Annotated in this window: 17 protein-coding genes; 7 read left to right on the top strand and 10 right to left on the bottom strand. The window is 69.1% G+C overall.

Annotated features, from left to right (window positions below):
* Positions 1 to 56 precede the first annotated feature (56 nt).
* Positions 57 to 440 carry a YccF domain-containing protein gene (locus tag LOZ83_RS39390; protein WP_236797037.1) on the bottom strand — a complete coding sequence of 128 codons (384 nt, stop codon included), beginning with the start codon at positions 438 to 440 and terminating at the stop codon, positions 57 to 59.
* Positions 440 to 1,195 carry a PhzF family phenazine biosynthesis protein gene (locus LOZ83_RS39385; RefSeq protein WP_236797036.1) on the bottom strand — a complete coding sequence of 252 codons (756 nt, stop codon included), beginning with the start codon at positions 1,193 to 1,195 and terminating at the stop codon, positions 440 to 442. The genes LOZ83_RS39390 and LOZ83_RS39385 overlap by 1 nt, the downstream gene beginning before the upstream one ends.
* A 57-nt stretch (positions 1,196 to 1,252) precedes the next feature.
* Here LOZ83_RS39385 and LOZ83_RS39380 point away from each other — a divergent pair, with 57 nt between their 5' ends.
* On the top strand, positions 1,253 to 2,896 hold the full coding sequence (locus tag LOZ83_RS39380; RefSeq protein WP_236797035.1) for an AMP-binding protein: 1,644 nt from the start codon (positions 1,253 to 1,255) through the stop codon (positions 2,894 to 2,896).
* 57 nt (positions 2,897 to 2,953) lie between these two features.
* Complete coding sequence (locus LOZ83_RS39375) at positions 2,954 to 3,367, top strand: VOC family protein (RefSeq protein WP_236797034.1); 414 nt, start codon at positions 2,954 to 2,956, stop codon at positions 3,365 to 3,367.
* Between the two features lie 118 nt (positions 3,368 to 3,485).
* Here LOZ83_RS39375 and LOZ83_RS39370 read toward each other — a convergent pair whose 3' ends face one another.
* Together LOZ83_RS39370 and LOZ83_RS39365 are read right to left on the bottom strand one after the other, a co-directional pair.
* Positions 3,486 to 4,448 carry a R2-like ligand-binding oxidase gene (locus tag LOZ83_RS39370; protein WP_236797033.1) on the bottom strand — a complete coding sequence of 321 codons (963 nt, stop codon included), beginning with the start codon at positions 4,446 to 4,448 and terminating at the stop codon, positions 3,486 to 3,488.
* A gap of 6 nt (positions 4,449 to 4,454) precedes the next feature.
* Positions 4,455 to 5,057 (bottom strand): TetR/AcrR family transcriptional regulator, encoded by a 603-nt coding sequence (locus LOZ83_RS39365; RefSeq protein ID WP_236797032.1) that lies wholly within the window; start codon positions 5,055 to 5,057, stop codon positions 4,455 to 4,457.
* Between the two features lie 100 nt (positions 5,058 to 5,157).
* Between LOZ83_RS39365 and LOZ83_RS39360 the strand changes: the two genes are divergently transcribed.
* Positions 5,158 to 5,769: an HAD family hydrolase gene (locus LOZ83_RS39360; RefSeq protein ID WP_236797078.1), complete on the top strand. Its 612-nt coding sequence runs from the start codon at positions 5,158 to 5,160 to the stop codon at positions 5,767 to 5,769.
* On the opposite strand, the gene LOZ83_RS39355 is transcribed toward LOZ83_RS39360, so the two are convergent.
* The gene (locus tag LOZ83_RS39355; RefSeq protein ID WP_236797031.1) at positions 5,747 to 5,968 is read right to left on the bottom strand and encodes a hypothetical protein; all 222 of its coding nucleotides are present in this window, start codon (positions 5,966 to 5,968) and stop codon (positions 5,747 to 5,749) included. The two genes, LOZ83_RS39360 and LOZ83_RS39355, sit on opposite strands and share 23 nt — an antisense overlap.
* A gap of 150 nt (positions 5,969 to 6,118) precedes the next feature.
* Between LOZ83_RS39355 and LOZ83_RS39350 the strand changes: the two genes are divergently transcribed.
* Positions 6,119 to 6,505, top strand: coding sequence for a cold-shock protein (locus LOZ83_RS39350; protein ID WP_236797077.1), 387 nt, complete (start codon positions 6,119 to 6,121; stop codon positions 6,503 to 6,505).
* On the opposite strand, the gene LOZ83_RS39345 is transcribed toward LOZ83_RS39350, so the two are convergent.
* The 3 genes from LOZ83_RS39345 to LOZ83_RS39335 are packed head-to-tail and all read right to left on the bottom strand — an operon-like array spanning position 6,502 to position 9,507.
* Positions 6,502 to 6,999: a DUF2771 family protein gene (locus LOZ83_RS39345; RefSeq protein ID WP_236797030.1), complete on the bottom strand. Its 498-nt coding sequence runs from the start codon at positions 6,997 to 6,999 to the stop codon at positions 6,502 to 6,504. The genes LOZ83_RS39350 and LOZ83_RS39345 overlap by 4 nt on opposite strands.
* 13 nt (positions 7,000 to 7,012) lie before the next feature.
* On the bottom strand, positions 7,013 to 8,686 hold the full coding sequence (locus LOZ83_RS39340) for an MFS transporter (RefSeq protein WP_236797029.1): 1,674 nt from the start codon (positions 8,684 to 8,686) through the stop codon (positions 7,013 to 7,015).
* Between the two features lie 41 nt (positions 8,687 to 8,727).
* Positions 8,728 to 9,507, bottom strand: a complete 780-nt coding sequence (locus LOZ83_RS39335) for a glutaminyl-peptide cyclotransferase (protein ID WP_236797028.1) — start codon at positions 9,505 to 9,507, stop codon at positions 8,728 to 8,730.
* A 50-nt stretch (positions 9,508 to 9,557) separates the two neighbouring features.
* Between LOZ83_RS39335 and LOZ83_RS39330 the strand changes: the two genes are divergently transcribed.
* Together LOZ83_RS39330 and LOZ83_RS39325 are read left to right on the top strand one after the other, a co-directional pair.
* Positions 9,558 to 10,337, top strand: a complete 780-nt coding sequence (locus LOZ83_RS39330) for a DUF3027 domain-containing protein (RefSeq protein ID WP_236797027.1) — start codon at positions 9,558 to 9,560, stop codon at positions 10,335 to 10,337.
* Positions 10,315 to 13,035 (top strand): sacsin N-terminal ATP-binding-like domain-containing protein, encoded by a 2,721-nt coding sequence (locus tag LOZ83_RS39325; RefSeq protein WP_236797026.1) that lies wholly within the window; start codon positions 10,315 to 10,317, stop codon positions 13,033 to 13,035. Before LOZ83_RS39330 ends, LOZ83_RS39325 begins: the two co-directional genes overlap by 23 nt.
* Here the strand turns inward: LOZ83_RS39325 and LOZ83_RS39320 are convergent, their stop codons facing one another.
* The gene (locus tag LOZ83_RS39320; protein WP_236797025.1) at positions 13,036 to 13,605 is read right to left on the bottom strand and encodes a TetR/AcrR family transcriptional regulator; all 570 of its coding nucleotides are present in this window, start codon (positions 13,603 to 13,605) and stop codon (positions 13,036 to 13,038) included.
* A 73-nt stretch (positions 13,606 to 13,678) separates the two neighbouring features.
* Between LOZ83_RS39320 and LOZ83_RS39315 the strand changes: the two genes are divergently transcribed.
* Positions 13,679 to 14,038: a permease gene (locus tag LOZ83_RS39315; protein WP_236797024.1), complete on the top strand. Its 360-nt coding sequence runs from the start codon at positions 13,679 to 13,681 to the stop codon at positions 14,036 to 14,038.
* Positions 14,039 to 14,049: 11 nt separating this feature from the next.
* Here the strand turns inward: LOZ83_RS39315 and LOZ83_RS39310 are convergent, their stop codons facing one another.
* Entirely contained in the window at positions 14,050 to 14,337 is a 288-nt protein-coding gene (locus LOZ83_RS39310; RefSeq protein ID WP_308190404.1) for a DUF2530 domain-containing protein, read from the bottom strand.
* Position 14,338 lies beyond the last annotated feature (1 nt).

Here is a 14,338-nt window from a genome sequence, read left to right as displayed (position 1 = left end):
AAAGTGATCGTGCCGGTGTCAGGCGACGGGATGACCACCCAACTCGGCCCGCGAGCTTACGCCCCCGTCGGGGCTGGCACGATCTCCCGCCCCAATGGCACCAATGAAATTGGTACCAGCTTGAAGTTGGCTATTCCCAAGGGGATTCCGATGATGGTGAGACATAACAGCGCACCGGTGACGATGTGTCCCAGGGCTAACCACCAACCGGCGAAGACGATCCAGATGATGTTTCCCAGTAGCGAGCCCGCACCGGCGTCGCGACGGTCGACGACTGTTCTGCCGAAGGGCCAGAAGGCGTAGTTCGCGATGCGGAACGAGGCGATGCCGAACGGGATTGTCACGATCAGCACACAGCATACGATCCCGGCGACAATGTATCCCACCGCCATCCAGAAACCGCACAGCACCAACCAGATGATGTTCAGTATCAAGCGCATCAGACCACCAGCTCTCCTCGCACCGTGGTCACGGCCTGCCCGGCCAGTATGACCCGTTCCCCCTGCAGCGACATCCGGACCACGCCACCCCGCGCCGATGCCTGCTCGCCGATCAGCTCGTCCCGGCCCAGTTCGACGGACCAGTAGGGCGACAACATGCAGTGCGCCGAGCCGGTCACCGGATCCTCGGGCACACCGACCGCCGGGCCGAACACGCGGCTCACCACATCGACCCCCGGCCGGTCGCCCGGCGCGGTCACCACGACACACCGGGCGTCCCAGCCGGCGATCGCACCGAGGTCCGGTTCCAGCCCGCGCACCTCGGCGGCGTCGGCGGCGCGGACCAGGATGTCCCACTTGCCGCGCAGGACCTCCTTCACCGTCACCCCCGGCAGCGAAATCTCATCAGGCGCGGCGGCAGGCGGGTCGGACGGGAAATCCATCCGCACCCAGCCAGCGTCAGCCGACGTGCGCAGCTCACCGCTGCGTGTCATGAAGACCTGGGCACCGCCGAGGACGTGACCGGTCGCGAGTGTGGCGTGCCCACACAAATCCACTTCGACCGTCGGAGTGAACCAGCGCAAGGATTTCGGACCCTCGCCACCCACCTCGACGAAGGCCGTTTCGGCGTGCTTCAGCTCGGCGGCCACCGACTGCATCCAGGCCGGATCCGCCGGTTCGTCCAGCAGGACGACACCCGCCGGGTTGCCCGCGAACGCCGTATCGGTGAAGGTGTCGACGATGTACAGGCGCATGCTCCCACCCTAGACTCGGGCGGGAGTCAGAGTTGACCCTTTGCCAGGAGGCCGCTCATGCCCGCCGTGCCGAGCTATTCCTCGGGAACGTCCGACGTGCCCATGCTGGGCGACACCATCGGCGACAATTTCGACCGGACAGTGCGGGCATTCGGTGACCGGGACGCGCTCGTCGACCGCGCGGCCGGCCGCAGCTGGACGTACACCGAACTGGCCGCCGACGTCGAGGCGCTCGCGCTGGGCCTGCTCGAACTGGGCATCGGCAAGGGCGATCGGGTGGGCATCTGGTCACCCAACTGTGCCGAGTGGACACTCACTCAGTACGCGACCGCCAAGATCGGCGCCATCCTGGTCAACATCAACCCCGCCTACCGCTCACATGAGCTGGAGTACGTGCTCAACCAGGCCGGAATCCGTCTTCTGGTGTCCGCCGAGAAGTTCAAGACCTCGGATTACGCGGGCATGATCGAGGAGGTCCGGCCGCGCTGCCAGCGCCTGCAGCATGTCGCGCTCATCGGCGGCGAATTCTGGAACTCCTTGCTGCGGAACGGAAAACAAGCCGACCCTGGCGCACTCGCGAACATCCAGCTCTCGGCCGACGACCCGATCAACATCCAATACACCTCGGGCACGACCGGTTTCCCCAAGGGTGCGACGCTTTCCCACCACAACATCCTCAACAACGGTTTCTTCGTCGGCGAGCTGTGCAACTACACCGAAGCCGACCGGATCTGTATTCCGGTGCCCTTTTACCACTGTTTCGGCATGGTCATGGGCAATCTCGCGGCGACCAGTCACGGCGCCTGCATGGTCATCCCGGCCCCGGCGTTCGACCCCAGGGCCACGCTCCAAGCCGTGCAGGCCGAGCGGTGCACGTCGCTGTACGGGGTGCCGACGATGTTCATCGCCGAGCTGGCGCTGGACGACTTCGACACGTTCGACCTGTCCAGCCTGCGCACCGGGATCATGGCCGGCTCGCCGTGCCCGGTCGAGGTGATGAAGCAGGTCATCGAGCGGATGGGGATGGCCGAGGTGTCCATCTGCTACGGCATGACCGAGACCTCGCCGGTCTCCACACAGACCCGCGCGGACGACTCGATCGAGCGCCGAGTGTCCACCGTGGGCAGGGTCGGGCCGCATCTGGAGGTCAAGGTCATCGACCCGGAGACGGGGCTGACCGCGCCGCGCGGCGAGCCGGGCGAACTGTGCACCCGTGGCTACTCCGTGATGCTCGGCTACTGGGAACAACCAGACAAGACCGCTGACGCGATCGACCGGGCGCGCTGGATGCACACCGGCGACCTGGCCGTGATGGACGACGAGGGCTATCTCAACATCACCGGCCGGATCAAGGACCTGGTCATCCGTGGCGGCGAGAACATCTACCCGCGCGAGGTCGAGGAATTCCTCTACACCCACCCGGACATTCTCGACGCGCAGGTCATCGGCGTCCCGGACGAGCGTTACGGCGAGGAGTTGATGGCGTGGATCCGGATGCGCGAGGGCACCACGCCACTGACCGCCGAATCAGTCCGGGAATTCTGCACCGGAAAGCTCGCGCATTACAAAATCCCGCGCTACGTGCACATCGTCGACGAATTCCCGATGACCGTGACCGGCAAGATACGCAAGGTCGAAATGCGTGAACAGTCCGTCACCCTGCTGGGTCTGGGAAACGTCGCGGCGATGAAACACGCCTAGTGCGACGAGTTTTCGCCGCGCAACTGGTCCATAGTGGCGACAACCTAGGAGGTTCTCATGGTGGCTCGACTCAATCCGTACCTGAACTTCGACGGTAACGCGCGGGAGGCGATGGAGTATTACCACACCGTGTTCGGCGGCTCGCTGGACGTGAACACGTTCGGCGATTTCGGTGCGCCGGACGAAGCTCTGAAAGACAAGATCATGCACAGCCAGCTCGAAGCTGACAACGGTTTCGTCCTGATGGGCGCGGATCTGGCGCCGGGGATGGATTTCCGGCCTGGCAACACGATCACGGTGAGCCTCAGCGGTGATGACGCGGACGCGCTGCGCGGCTACTGGGGCAAGCTGGCCGACGGTGGCACCGTGCTCACCGCGCTGGAGAAGCAGATGTGGGGCGACGAGTTCGGGATGTGCCTCGACCGGTTCGGTGTGCAGTGGCTGGTGAACATCTCGCAGCCGCAGAGCTGAGGGTTCGGCGGGTGCGGCGACCACCGCACCCGCCGGTCAGATCCCGGTCAACCACGACCCATCGCTGGGCACCGGCCACCGGACTGTCTACATCGGACCGTCCGCTGATCACGCGCGTTCAGGCGTTGGCTTCCATCTTCTCGGCGAACGCCTTCGCGTCCTCCTCACCGAAGGTCTCTTCGAGCTGTTCGGGGGAGTAGTCGAGGTCGATCTTCTCCACCGGCACACCGCGGGCGGACTCGATCGCGCCGAGCCGGCGCTGCGCCCGGTCGGCCGCGTACTCGATGAACTCCTGCGGGTCGTTCTGGAACGGGGGCTCGTCGAACTGCTCGTTGATCCACTGGACCGTCCCCAGGACGTGCGGCAGCAGCTCGCCCATCCGCTCCTGCACCGCGGCCCACAGCGAGTCGTCGGCGGCGATGTGCCGGCGGCAGGTGAACGTGCCCCACGCCATGTGGCGGCGCTCGTCGTCACCGATGTGCTTCACCAGTGACTGCATGCCCGGCAGGACGCCGCGGCCGGTGCAGACCCGCTGCCACGCGTAGTACCCGGTGAGCGCGAGACTGCCCTCGATCACGTGGTTGTAGGTGACGCTCGCCCGGATCTGGTTACGGGGGCTGGGATCGCTGGCGAGGATGCCGAGCGACTCCGGCAGCTCTTCGTAGAAAAGCTTGCGGTAGTGCGGGTTCTCCGACACGAACGACGTGAGATCGTCGGTCAGCCCGACCGCGTCCATCCAGCGCCGGAACACCTCGGTGTGTTTCGCTTCTTCGAAGCAGAACTGGGTCAGGTACATCTGGTCGCCGAAGCGGCCCTCGGCGGCCATCGCCTGCATGAACGGCTGGATGTCCTCGGTCACCGCCTCCTCGCCGGCGATGAACAGCGCGCAGAGGTAGGTCGCCGAGCGGCGCTCGTCGTCGTTGAACGCCTCCCAGTCCGCCCGGTCGTGGCTGAAGTCGAGGTCCGCCGGGTTCCAGAACCTCTTGTTGCCCTTGACGAACAGGCGCAGCGGGAAGGAGTCCCAGTTGAAGCCGCCGCGGCGTAACGAGGCGAAACCGGTGCGGGCAGGGGTGTTGGTCATTCCTGATCACTCCATTGTGGACAAATGATGATCGATCAACGGTGCGACGGCGGCGCAGACCAGGCCGGCCGCCTCGGTCGCGGAGTGGGTGGGCAGCACCAGATGGCTCAGCACCAGCCGGGTCACGGTCTCGGCGAGTAGTTCCGCGGCCGGCTGGTCGAGTCGGGGCTCGATCTCCCGGTAGTGCGTGGCGCCCAGTTCCGACGCGGCGGCGAGCACCGGCGCGCCTTTCGTGGTGAGCAGTGGCAGCAGATCCTCGCCGGCCCGGGTGGTCAGCGCGGCGGAGACCAGCTGGTGCTCGCGGCCGTGCTCGATCGTGTACACGACCGCGCGGTGGATCCCGGCGAGCAGATCGGCCGCCGATTCGAACCGGGTCCGGATGCCGTCGAGGAACTCCGCGGTCGTGCGCAGCGCGATGGCCTCGACGAGCGCCGTCTTGTTGCCGAACTCGTTGTAGACGGTCTGCCTGCTCACCCCCGCGGCCGCGGCGACGTCCGCCATGCGCAAACCGGCCTGGCCGTGTTCGGCCAGCAGCCCGGTGGCGGCCTCGAGGAGGGTCTCCCGCAACGAGGCCTTGGTGCGTTCCGCGAACGAGGTGACCTCTGACACACCCTCAGCTTGACACATGGCGGCCCGATGTCAAAGAGCTTGACTCAAATGGATGGAATGTAAACTCGAATCGATGTCCGGGGGCGATACCGTAGCCGCCGTGGGGATGACCGTCGGCTTCGACCTGGACATGACGCTGATCGACCCGAGGCCGGGCATGGTCGCGGTGATGAACGCGCTCGGCGCGGAAGCCGGGCTGCCGCTCGACGGCGAGCAGTTCGCGAGCAACCTCGGCCCGCCGCTGGACCAGGTGCTGCTGGAGTTCGGCGCGCCCGCGGCGCGGATCCCCGAACTGGTCGCGCGGTTCCGGGAGCTGTACCCCGGCATCGTCGTCCCGGCGACCATCGCGTTGCCCGGCGCGCACGCGGCGCTGGAAGCAGTCCGCCGCGCGGGCGGGCAAACCGTTGTGGTGACAGGAAAGTACGGGCCCAACGCGGCGCTGCACGTCAAGGCGCTCGGGCTCGAGGTGGACGTGCTGGTCGGCGAGCTGTGGGCGGCGGGCAAGGCGGTGGCGTTGCGGGAGCACGGCGCGGCGGCATACGCCGGTGACCACCTCGGCGACGTCCGCGGTGCGCTGGCGGCGGGCATCACACCCATCGGCGTCACGACCGGACCGTGCAGCCGCGAGGACCTCGCCGCGGCCGGGGCCGAGGTGATTTTCGACAGCCTGGAAGAGTTTCCGGGCTGGTTCAGTTCCTTCGGTGCTCTCTGATCAGCGAGATGAACCCGAGCACGACGCCCAGGGGCGTCAGGATCCCCGCCGCGAGGCTCAACCACACCGGCAGGTCGCGCAGGCCGGCGGCGAACAGTACGAACACCACCAGCACGGCGAGTACGCCCACGGCGAACACGCCGATCCCCAGTTGCATGAGCCAGGCCTTGCGCCGGGGCGTGTCCACGACTTCGTTCATGGCTCAAGGGTAAGGCGTGCGGACGGAGAAGCTACTTCTCCCCAGGGTGGCTAGCGGGATAAGCTGGTTGGTACGCGTCCTGGGTACGCCCCGGGGCGCGTTCGTCGTGCAAGACGCTGGCGAACAACAGCGAAGGAACGGGTGAGGGAAGTGCCGACCGGCAAGGTCAAGTGGTACGACGCGGAGAAGGGATTCGGGTTCGTCACGCAGGACGGTGGCGAGGACGTCTACATCCGCAAGGCCGCGCTACCCCAGGGGGTAGAGGCACTCAAAGCAGGTCAGCGACTCGAGTTCGGCGTCGCTGATGGCCGGCGCGGGCCGCAGGCGCTGTCCGTCCGGCTGATCGACTCCCCGCCCTCGGTCGTGGAGGCGCGGCGCCGGCCCGCCGAAGAGCTGCACGGACTCATCGAGGACATGATCAAGCTCCTCGAGATGAAGGTGCAGCCCGATCTGCGTCGTGGCCGCTACCCCGACCGCAAGAACATCACCAGGATCGCCGAGGTCATGCGCGCGGTCGCGCGCGACCTCGATCCCTAAGGCTGGATCTGCAGGGACCAGAAGGCGCGGGCGACGAGCTGGGGGTTGCCGTTCTCGTCGAGGATCGGGTTTCCGTTCTGATCGGCGGCGTACGCCGCACCGATCTGCTGCACCTCGACCACGACGAGCTGGTTGCCCGCGCCACCTGGTTCCGCCGTGTACGCGAGCTGGCTGTTCGGCGTGAAGTACTGCTGCTTGAGCTGCAGCTGCCCGTTGGCGTCCGCGTACTGGACGTTCACCAGCCACGGCGTGTCGCTGATCTGTGACGGCACGGAGATCTGCACCGGCATGCCCTTGCGCACCTTGAGGCTCGCGATGTGATCGGGATGCTTGTCACAGTTGCGCAGGAGCGCGTCGCAGTACTCCGCCGGGCCGGTGTCGACCGTGCGCCCATCGCCGTAGAACGTGACCTCGGGCGGGCCGACGGTGGCCGAACATCCCGTCAGTGCCAGGGCACCGGCCACCAAGAGCCCGAGAAAATGACCACGCCGCATGGGTGAACTCTAATTAGGCCGCGCTGCGGGCCGGGTGCTGGGGCCGCTTCGCGAGGAACGGCAGCAGCGAACCGCCGCGCTGGATCAGGAACGTCTGCGCCAGGCCGATGGCCAGCAGCAGCGAGACGACGAGGAAACCGAGCCAGTACGTCGGCGGCAGCAGCAGGCCGACCGCGCCGCCGAAACACCAGGCCAGCTGCAGCACCGTCTCCGACCGGCCGAACGCCGAGGCGCGCGACTCCTCCGGCAGGTCCGCCTGGATCGCCGCGTCCAGGCTGATCTTCGCGAGCGCGCTCGCCGTCGCGCCGACCAGGCCGACGATCGCGGCCGTCGCGATCCCGGCGAGCATCGCCGCGAGCAGGGTCGACGCGAGTGTCGCGGCCAGGCTGGCGAGGACCACCTGCGTCGGATGCCCGAACTGCAGCCGGGAGCCGAGCCCGTTGCCGATGAACCCGCCGACCCCGGCGGCGGCGCCGATGATGCCGAGGAACAGCAGCTGGGTGAACGGGCTCTGCCCGTGCTGCTCGGCGTGCGCCTTCACCGCGAACGCGGCGAACATGATCAGGAACCCGGTGAGCACCCGGATGGAACCGTTGCCCCACAAGGAAACCACGACGTCACGGCTGAGCGGCTGGCGCTTCTGCTTGCCGGGGCGCGCTTTCAGCGTGGTGGGCACCTCGCCCTCGGTGGCCTCGACCCAGGCCGGGATCCGCATGGACTGGACCGCCGCCGCCACGCAGATCAGTGCGGTGAACCACAGCGCGCCCGCCGCACCGAACATCGAGTTGACGCCGCTCGCGATGCCACCGAACACCGCGGTGGCGGCGAGCCCGAAGATGGTCAGCCGCGCGTTGGTCTTGGACAGCGTCACCCCGCTCGGCACCACCCGTGGCGTGACCGCCGACTTGAGCACCGTGAACGACTTCGACAGCACCATCATGCCGAGCGCCGCCGGGTACAGCCCCCAGTCGTTGAAATGCAGCGCCATGAGCGCGGCCATCAGGCCCTGCCCGACCGAGGACACGCACATCGCGAGCCGTCGGCCGCGCTGGATCCGGTCCAGCGCCGGCCCGATCACCGGCGCGACGAGCGCGAACGGGGCGATCGTGATGAGCAGGTACAGCGCGACCCGGCCGCGGCTCTCGCCACTGGTGGCCGCGAAGAACAGGGTGTTCGCCAGTGCGACGGCCATCGCCGCGTCACTGGCGTAGTTGAGCATCACCGCGTACGTCAGTGACGTCAGGCCGGACTTGTCCGCACCATCCGCCTTCGCGGCGCGCTGGAACGCGTTGACCGCCTTGCCGCCGAGCTCGCGGCTGCGCATCGCGGCAACCCGGGTGACGGTGATCTTCTTCGGCATCCGCGGCATCGCGCCCGCGGTGGCCTCGGTGCGGTGCTCCTGGGGCGGCGGCTCCTGCGAGCGCATCCCGGCCGGATAGCCGTCGGTGTTGTAGTGCTCGTACAGCGGCTCGGTGCGGCGCGGCGGCGGCTCGCTCTGCCGCGGCGGGTACGGCCGGGCGCCGCGTGGCGGCGGCGAGCTGCGCGGGGGTGGCGTGCTCCGTGGCGGGGGCGAGTGCACCGAACCGGTGGGCGCCTCATCCGCCGTCGGCGTGGTGCGGGCAGGTGCGGCCGGGCGCCAGCTCTGGCCGGCCCCCGGCTCCGGCGTCCACTTCCGTTTGCGCCCCACAGGTCAATCTTGCCTCATCCGCAGGTCGCCGCGCTGCTCGATCAGCCGCGTTGCTCGAATTTCACCCGGAACATCGTGGGCCAGAGCTTGCCCGTGAGCAGGAACTCGTCCGTGCCGGGGATCGCCGCGATGCCGTTGAGCACGTCGGCCTGCTGTCGCTGGGCGTCCGTGAGCAGGCCCGATGCGTCGATCCGGGCGGTGACCTGGCCGGTCGCGGCGTCGATCCGCAGGATCGTGTCGGTCCGCCACACGTTGGCGTAGACGGTGCCGCCGACGCATTCCAGCTCGTTGAGCTGGTCGAACGTCTGGCTGCCGGCGTGCACGGTGACGGTGCCGAGCGGCGCGAAGCTCACCGGGTCGCGGAAGGTCAGCTGGTCGGAGCCGTTGCTCATGACGAGCCGGTCCTGCTGGTGACACAGCCCCCAGCCTTCGCCCTGGTAGGTCGCCTGCCCCAGGCCGGCGAGCGTGCGCGCGTCGCGCCGGATCGCGATGCCGTTCTGCCAGGTCAGCTGCCACAGCGTGGAGCCGACGACGGTGATGCCCTCGCCGAACAGCGGCGCCTGCAGCACCGGTGACTGCATGGTCAGCGCGCCGCCAGGCGGACCGGCCCGCACGTCGGACCGGCCGACGAGCCCGGTGCTTTCGTAGAGGAGGCCGTTGTCCAGTTCGAGCCCTTCAGTGAAGGCGGACGCGTCGTGCGGCAGCGTGGCGAGAACCTCCGTTCGCAGTTGCGGAACGGAGCCGGGCGCTTGCGGAGCGCTCGCGGCACATGCCGCCAGTGCGGCGATCAGCGCGAGGGAGATCGAGACCAGGATGCGCACCGCCTTACCCTGACATGACGCGTGTGAATACGCCGCTGCACAATGAACACATGACCCTGCTGCTCACCTTGGACGACGGTTCCGTCCAGCGGGCGCTGCGCGACGCAGTGCAGCTCGCGCGCGACGCCGCGGTGGCCGACGTCGGGGCGGAGCAGGTCGGCCCGCATGCCGGTGTCGTGCGTGAAGACGCGATGTCGGCGAGCCATCTCTTCGAGGCGAACCTGTCCGGGTACGACGGCTGGCGCTGGTCGGTGACCGTCGCGACGGCGGGCGCGGACATGCCGGTGACCGTCGACGAGGTCGCGCTGATCCCCGGCCCGGACGCGCTCGTCGCGCCGCACTGGGTGCCGTGGGAACGGCGGATCCGCCCCGGCGATCTCGGCGTCGGCGACATCTTCCCGACCACCGCCGACGACCCGCGCGTGGTGCCGGGGTATCTGCAGTCCGACGACCCCGCGGTCGAGGAGGTCGCGCACGAGGCCGGGCTCGGCCGGGCGCACGTGATGTCCCGCGAAGGCCGGCTGGAAGCGGCGTCGCGCTGGCGCGCGGGGGAGTTCGGGCCGCGATCGGACATGGCGCGCAGCGCGCCCGCCGCGTGCGGGACGTGCGCGTTCTACCTGCCGCTCGCCGGCTCGCTGCGGGCCGCGTTCGGCGTGTGCGGCAACGAGTTCGGGCCCGCGGACGGGCACGTCGTGAACACCGAGTACGGCTGCGGCGCGCATTCGGAGGTCGAGGTCGAGCAGGTCTCTTCGGTGCCGGTCGCCGAGTTGGTCTACGACGATTCCCTGCTCGACATGGAAGCCCTGAGTGAGCAGCCTGCCGAGCAGTGACCCCTTCGGCACCGAGGCGCTGCGGGCCTCGGTGCGGCGGGCGTGGGCCGACTCGCCCACGCGCCTGACCGAGGACACCAACGCCGAGCGCGATCTGCGAGTGGGTGCCTACCGCGACCGGCTGTTCGTCGAGCTGGCGCAGAACGCGGCGGACGCGGCCAAGATCACGGGCGCTCCCGGCACCCTGCGTATCTCCATTGTGGACAGTGAGTTGCGGGTCGCCAACACCGGTGCGCCGCTGGACGCCCGCGGTGTCGCGTCGCTGTCCTCGCTGCGCGCGTCGGGCAAGGAGGGCATGGTCGGCCAGTTCGGTGTCGGGTTCGCCGCCGTGCTCGCGGTCAGCTCCGAACCGCGGGTGATCTCGCGGACCGGCGGGGTGGCGTTCTCCGAAGCGCGGACGCGGGAACTCGTTTCACAGTCCGAGGTCCCGGTGCTGCGGTTGCCGTGGGCGGCCGACGAGGACGTGCCCGAGGGCTTCGACACCGAGGTGCGGTTGCCGCTGCGCGAGGGCGTCGATGGCGCGGAACTGCTGGACCGCGTTTCGGCCGAGGTCGAGGACCTGTTGCTGGCCCTGCCGTGGCTGAACCGGATCGAGATCGGCGGCGCGGCCTGGCAACGGTCCACTGTGGACAGCATGGTCGAGATCGCCGCGCCGGACGACACGGTTCGCCGCTGGCTGACGCAGGAGACCACCGACGGGCTGTGGGCGGTGCCGGTCGACGGCGGCCCGGTGCCGCTGGAGAGCGACGTCCTGCACGCGCCGACCCCCACCGACGAGCGGCTTTCGCTGCCGGCACGGCTGATCGCGTCGGTGCCGATGGAACCGTCGCGGCGGCGCGTGCTGCCCGGCACCGAACTGGCCGGGCTCGCGCAGGCCTATCCCGCCCTGGTCCGGAAACTCGCGCCCGAACACCGGCCGCTGATGGTGCCCAAGCCGGGCTTCCCGATGTCCGATGTGGACAGCGAGCTGCGCGAAGCCGTTCAGCGCCAACTGGCTTCGCAAACCTGGCTGCCCGGCCAGAAGGAGCTGCCGGCGTCCGGGGCGCGGGTGCTGACCGTCGAGTCGCCGGAACTGGTCGAGCTGCTCGGTGACATCGTGCCGCGGCTCGTGTCGCTGTCCGGGTTCGAGGTCGCGCGGGTGCTCGCGACGGTCGGCGCCGACCCGCTCGAAGTGGTCGAGCTGGTCGAGATCCTGACTGGGCTGGAACGCCCGCCGGCGTGGTGGCGCTCGCTGTACGACGCGCTGCTCCCGTTGCTGGAAGCGCATACCGTGTCCGACGACGACCTCGGCGCGCTGCCCGTTCCGCTCGCGGACGGCCGGATCCTGCCCGGCCCGCGCGGCACGTTCCTGTTCGGCGCGTCCGCCGAGGTACTGGAGCTGATCGACGACGCCGACGTGGTCGGCCTGCGGCTGGTGCATCCCGACGCGGCGCATCCGTTGCTGGAACTGCTGGGCGCGAAGCGGGCGGATTCCGCGGACCTGCTGGAATCGCCGGCGTTGCGCGACGCGATCGACCGCAGCCTCGACGACGCGCGGTCCGGTTTGGACGTTCGCCCGCTGGCGGACGCCGTGCTGCGCCTGGTTTCCGACACCCCCGTCGACGGGCTCGGCGCGCTCGCCCTGCCGTCGGCGGACGGCTGGCGGCGGGCGGACGAGCTGATGTTGCCGGGCTCGCCGCTGCGGGCGATCTTCGACCCGGAGGCCGTCGGCGAGGACGGCCCGCTTTCCGTGCTGGACAACGACTTCGCGCAGGACTGGTCGACCGAAGCGCTGACCAACCTCGGCGTGCTCGACGGGTTCGTGGTGACCGAGGACGGGATCCGCGATCTGGACCTCGTCGCCGACGACGCGTGGCCGGAAGCGCTGCGACTCCTTGCCGGAGAACGGGAAACGTGGCACGCGCTGTCCGGCTCGGCGGGCGAGTGGATCGCGCGGAACGCGCTCTTGGCCGGGCGGGCGCCGGAGGAGTGGCGGCTGCCGGAGGCGGACACGCTCGCCGGGCTGTACGACCCGGTGCCCGACGTCGGGCTGAAGCCGGACCTGCTGGTGCTCGCCGGTGTGCGGACCGAGCTGGCGGTGACCGATCTCGACGACGCCCTCGATGTGCTGGACCGCCTCGGCGACGCGTCGCGGACCTTGGCGCCCGGGCTGATCTCGCGTGCGTACGCGGCGCTCGTCGCGGCGGAGCTGGACTGGTCGAGCGTCGACGCGCCGGAACGGGTGCGCGCGGTCGACGGATCGGTGGTCGACGCCGAGCAGGCGGCCGTGCTGGACCGGCCGTGGCTCGCCGCGGTGTGGCCGACGGCGCGGCTGGTCGCGGTGCCCGCAGGCGCGGAGCATCTCGCCGAGCTCCTGGACGTGCCGTTGTTGAGCGAGCTGGTGTCGGCGAGCCTGCCCGAGGGCGAGTTCATGGAGTGGTCGGAGCTGACGGCGGTGCGGCTCGCGGCGGAGATGCTCGACATCCCGTTTCCCGAGGGCGGCGTCGTGGTGCACGAGGAGCTGACCGTCGAGATCGACGGCGTCAAGCGCGCCGCGCCGTGGTGGGTGAAAAGTGCCGAGTTTCACGGGGAACATCACGCCGAGGACAGCCCGGCCGGGCTCGCCCGGGCGTTCGCGTGGGCCTCGGGCCGCTGGGCGGACCGGCACCTCATCGCGACCCTGCTGGAAGACCCGGACCCGTTGACCCTGCTGGCCTGATCAGGGCCGGAGCGCGTTGACCACCAGTTCGCCGTAGCGCCGCCAGCGTTCCGCGCCGCGCACGTCCAGCGCCATCAGCTGGCGGACGGCGCCGCACAGCATGATCTGGATGTCGAGCGGCGTGTAGTCGGCGCGCACCGTGTCATCGCCCTTGGCCTCGTCCGCGAGCCGGTTGACCAGTTCGAGCAGCCGCACGGTCTGCGCGCCGCCGGGCTCGGCGAGCAGATCCGCCAGCAGCCGGTTGCCGGCGAGGACGACGAACAGGTTCGGCACGTACTTGCGCAGGGCCGCGCCCGCGTCCGGTTCGGCGAGTGCGTCGATCGCCCGGTCCTCGAGCTTGTGGAACTGATCCTCCGAGACGGCGACCAGCAGATCGTCCTTCGCCGGATAGTCGCGGTATATCGCGGATTCGGGCACGCCGGCCGCGACCGCGATCTGCGTGATCGTTGCCTGCAACCCGTATTCGGCGAACATGGCATTGGCGACGGCGAGAATCCGCTTGCGGTTGCGAAGAGCGTCGGCGCGGCGGCCCGACCAGTCGCGGCCAACCGCGTTTTCCCGCGTCCCCATGGCAAAGAGTGTGCACCGATCGGAGCCGATCGTGTACCCCGTAACGACGGGGCGCTGCCGGTACACTCCTCCCATGGCTCAACCCGACAACTTGGAAAACCGAGTGTCCGCACTGGAGACTCAGATCTCCGACCTCAATACCCGCATCCGCCACACGGAGCAGGATGCGGCCGCGGCACGGGTACTCGCGGGTGGAGCCGACCGGGACGTCGCCGAGATCCGTACCGAGATCCGGGATTTCCGCCAGGCCACCACCTCCAGCTTCAACGCGATGCGTGAAGACCTCACCGACCTGCGGTCGCATGTCGACAACCGTTTCGCCGCGGTCGACCGCGGCTTTGCCGAGATGCGCGGCAAGCTCGACGCGAGTGCGGCCGGGCAGCAGCGGATCGTGGACCTGCTCAACCAGTTGATCGAACGAGGCGACGTCTAGCCCGCCAGATCTCAGAGCCCGGTCTGGGCCGATCGGGAACCGCGGCGGGCGGCGGCTCGCTGCCAGGTCATGATCCCGATCCCGATCAGGCTGATCCCGACCCCGGCCAGGCAGGTCCACATCCAGATGCCCGGCGTCCGGCCGCCGCCGAGATCGTGGATCGCGAACACGATGAAACCGGCCAGCCAGATCAGTGTGCCGACGATCACCATCGGGAGCAGCGCGGTCAGCCGCGGAGGCAGCTCGGGTACCGGGCGCAGTGAGCCTTTACCATCGCCACCGTTGATCGGATCGGTCACA

The sequence above is a fragment of the Amycolatopsis sp. GM8 genome, assembly GCF_021653975.1.
GTDB lineage: Bacteria > Actinomycetota > Actinomycetes > Mycobacteriales > Pseudonocardiaceae > Amycolatopsis_E.
The sequence above is the reverse complement of the archived record's forward strand: the minus strand, read 5'-3'. Positions and strand labels throughout refer to the sequence as shown.

Coding starts and splice junctions, on each gene's coding strand:
- LOZ83_RS39390 (WP_236797037.1), bottom strand. CDS start 440: ATGCGCTTGATACTGAACATCATCTGGTTGGTGCTGTGCGGTTTCTGG.
- LOZ83_RS39385 (WP_236797036.1), bottom strand. CDS start 1,195: ATGCGCCTGTACATCGTCGACACCTTCACCGATACGGCGTTCGCGGGC.
- LOZ83_RS39380 (WP_236797035.1), top strand. CDS start 1,253: ATGCCCGCCGTGCCGAGCTATTCCTCGGGAACGTCCGACGTGCCCATG.
- LOZ83_RS39375 (WP_236797034.1), top strand. CDS start 2,954: ATGGTGGCTCGACTCAATCCGTACCTGAACTTCGACGGTAACGCGCGG.
- LOZ83_RS39370 (WP_236797033.1), bottom strand. CDS start 4,448: ATGACCAACACCCCTGCCCGCACCGGTTTCGCCTCGTTACGCCGCGGC.
- LOZ83_RS39355 (WP_236797031.1), bottom strand. CDS start 5,968: ATGAACGAAGTCGTGGACACGCCCCGGCGCAAGGCCTGGCTCATGCAA.
- LOZ83_RS39345 (WP_236797030.1), bottom strand. CDS start 6,999: ATGCGGCGTGGTCATTTTCTCGGGCTCTTGGTGGCCGGTGCCCTGGCA.
- LOZ83_RS39330 (WP_236797027.1), top strand. CDS start 9,558: ATGACCCTGCTGCTCACCTTGGACGACGGTTCCGTCCAGCGGGCGCTG.
- LOZ83_RS39320 (WP_236797025.1), bottom strand. CDS start 13,605: ATGGGGACGCGGGAAAACGCGGTTGGCCGCGACTGGTCGGGCCGCCGC.
- LOZ83_RS39315 (WP_236797024.1), top strand. CDS start 13,679: ATGGCTCAACCCGACAACTTGGAAAACCGAGTGTCCGCACTGGAGACT.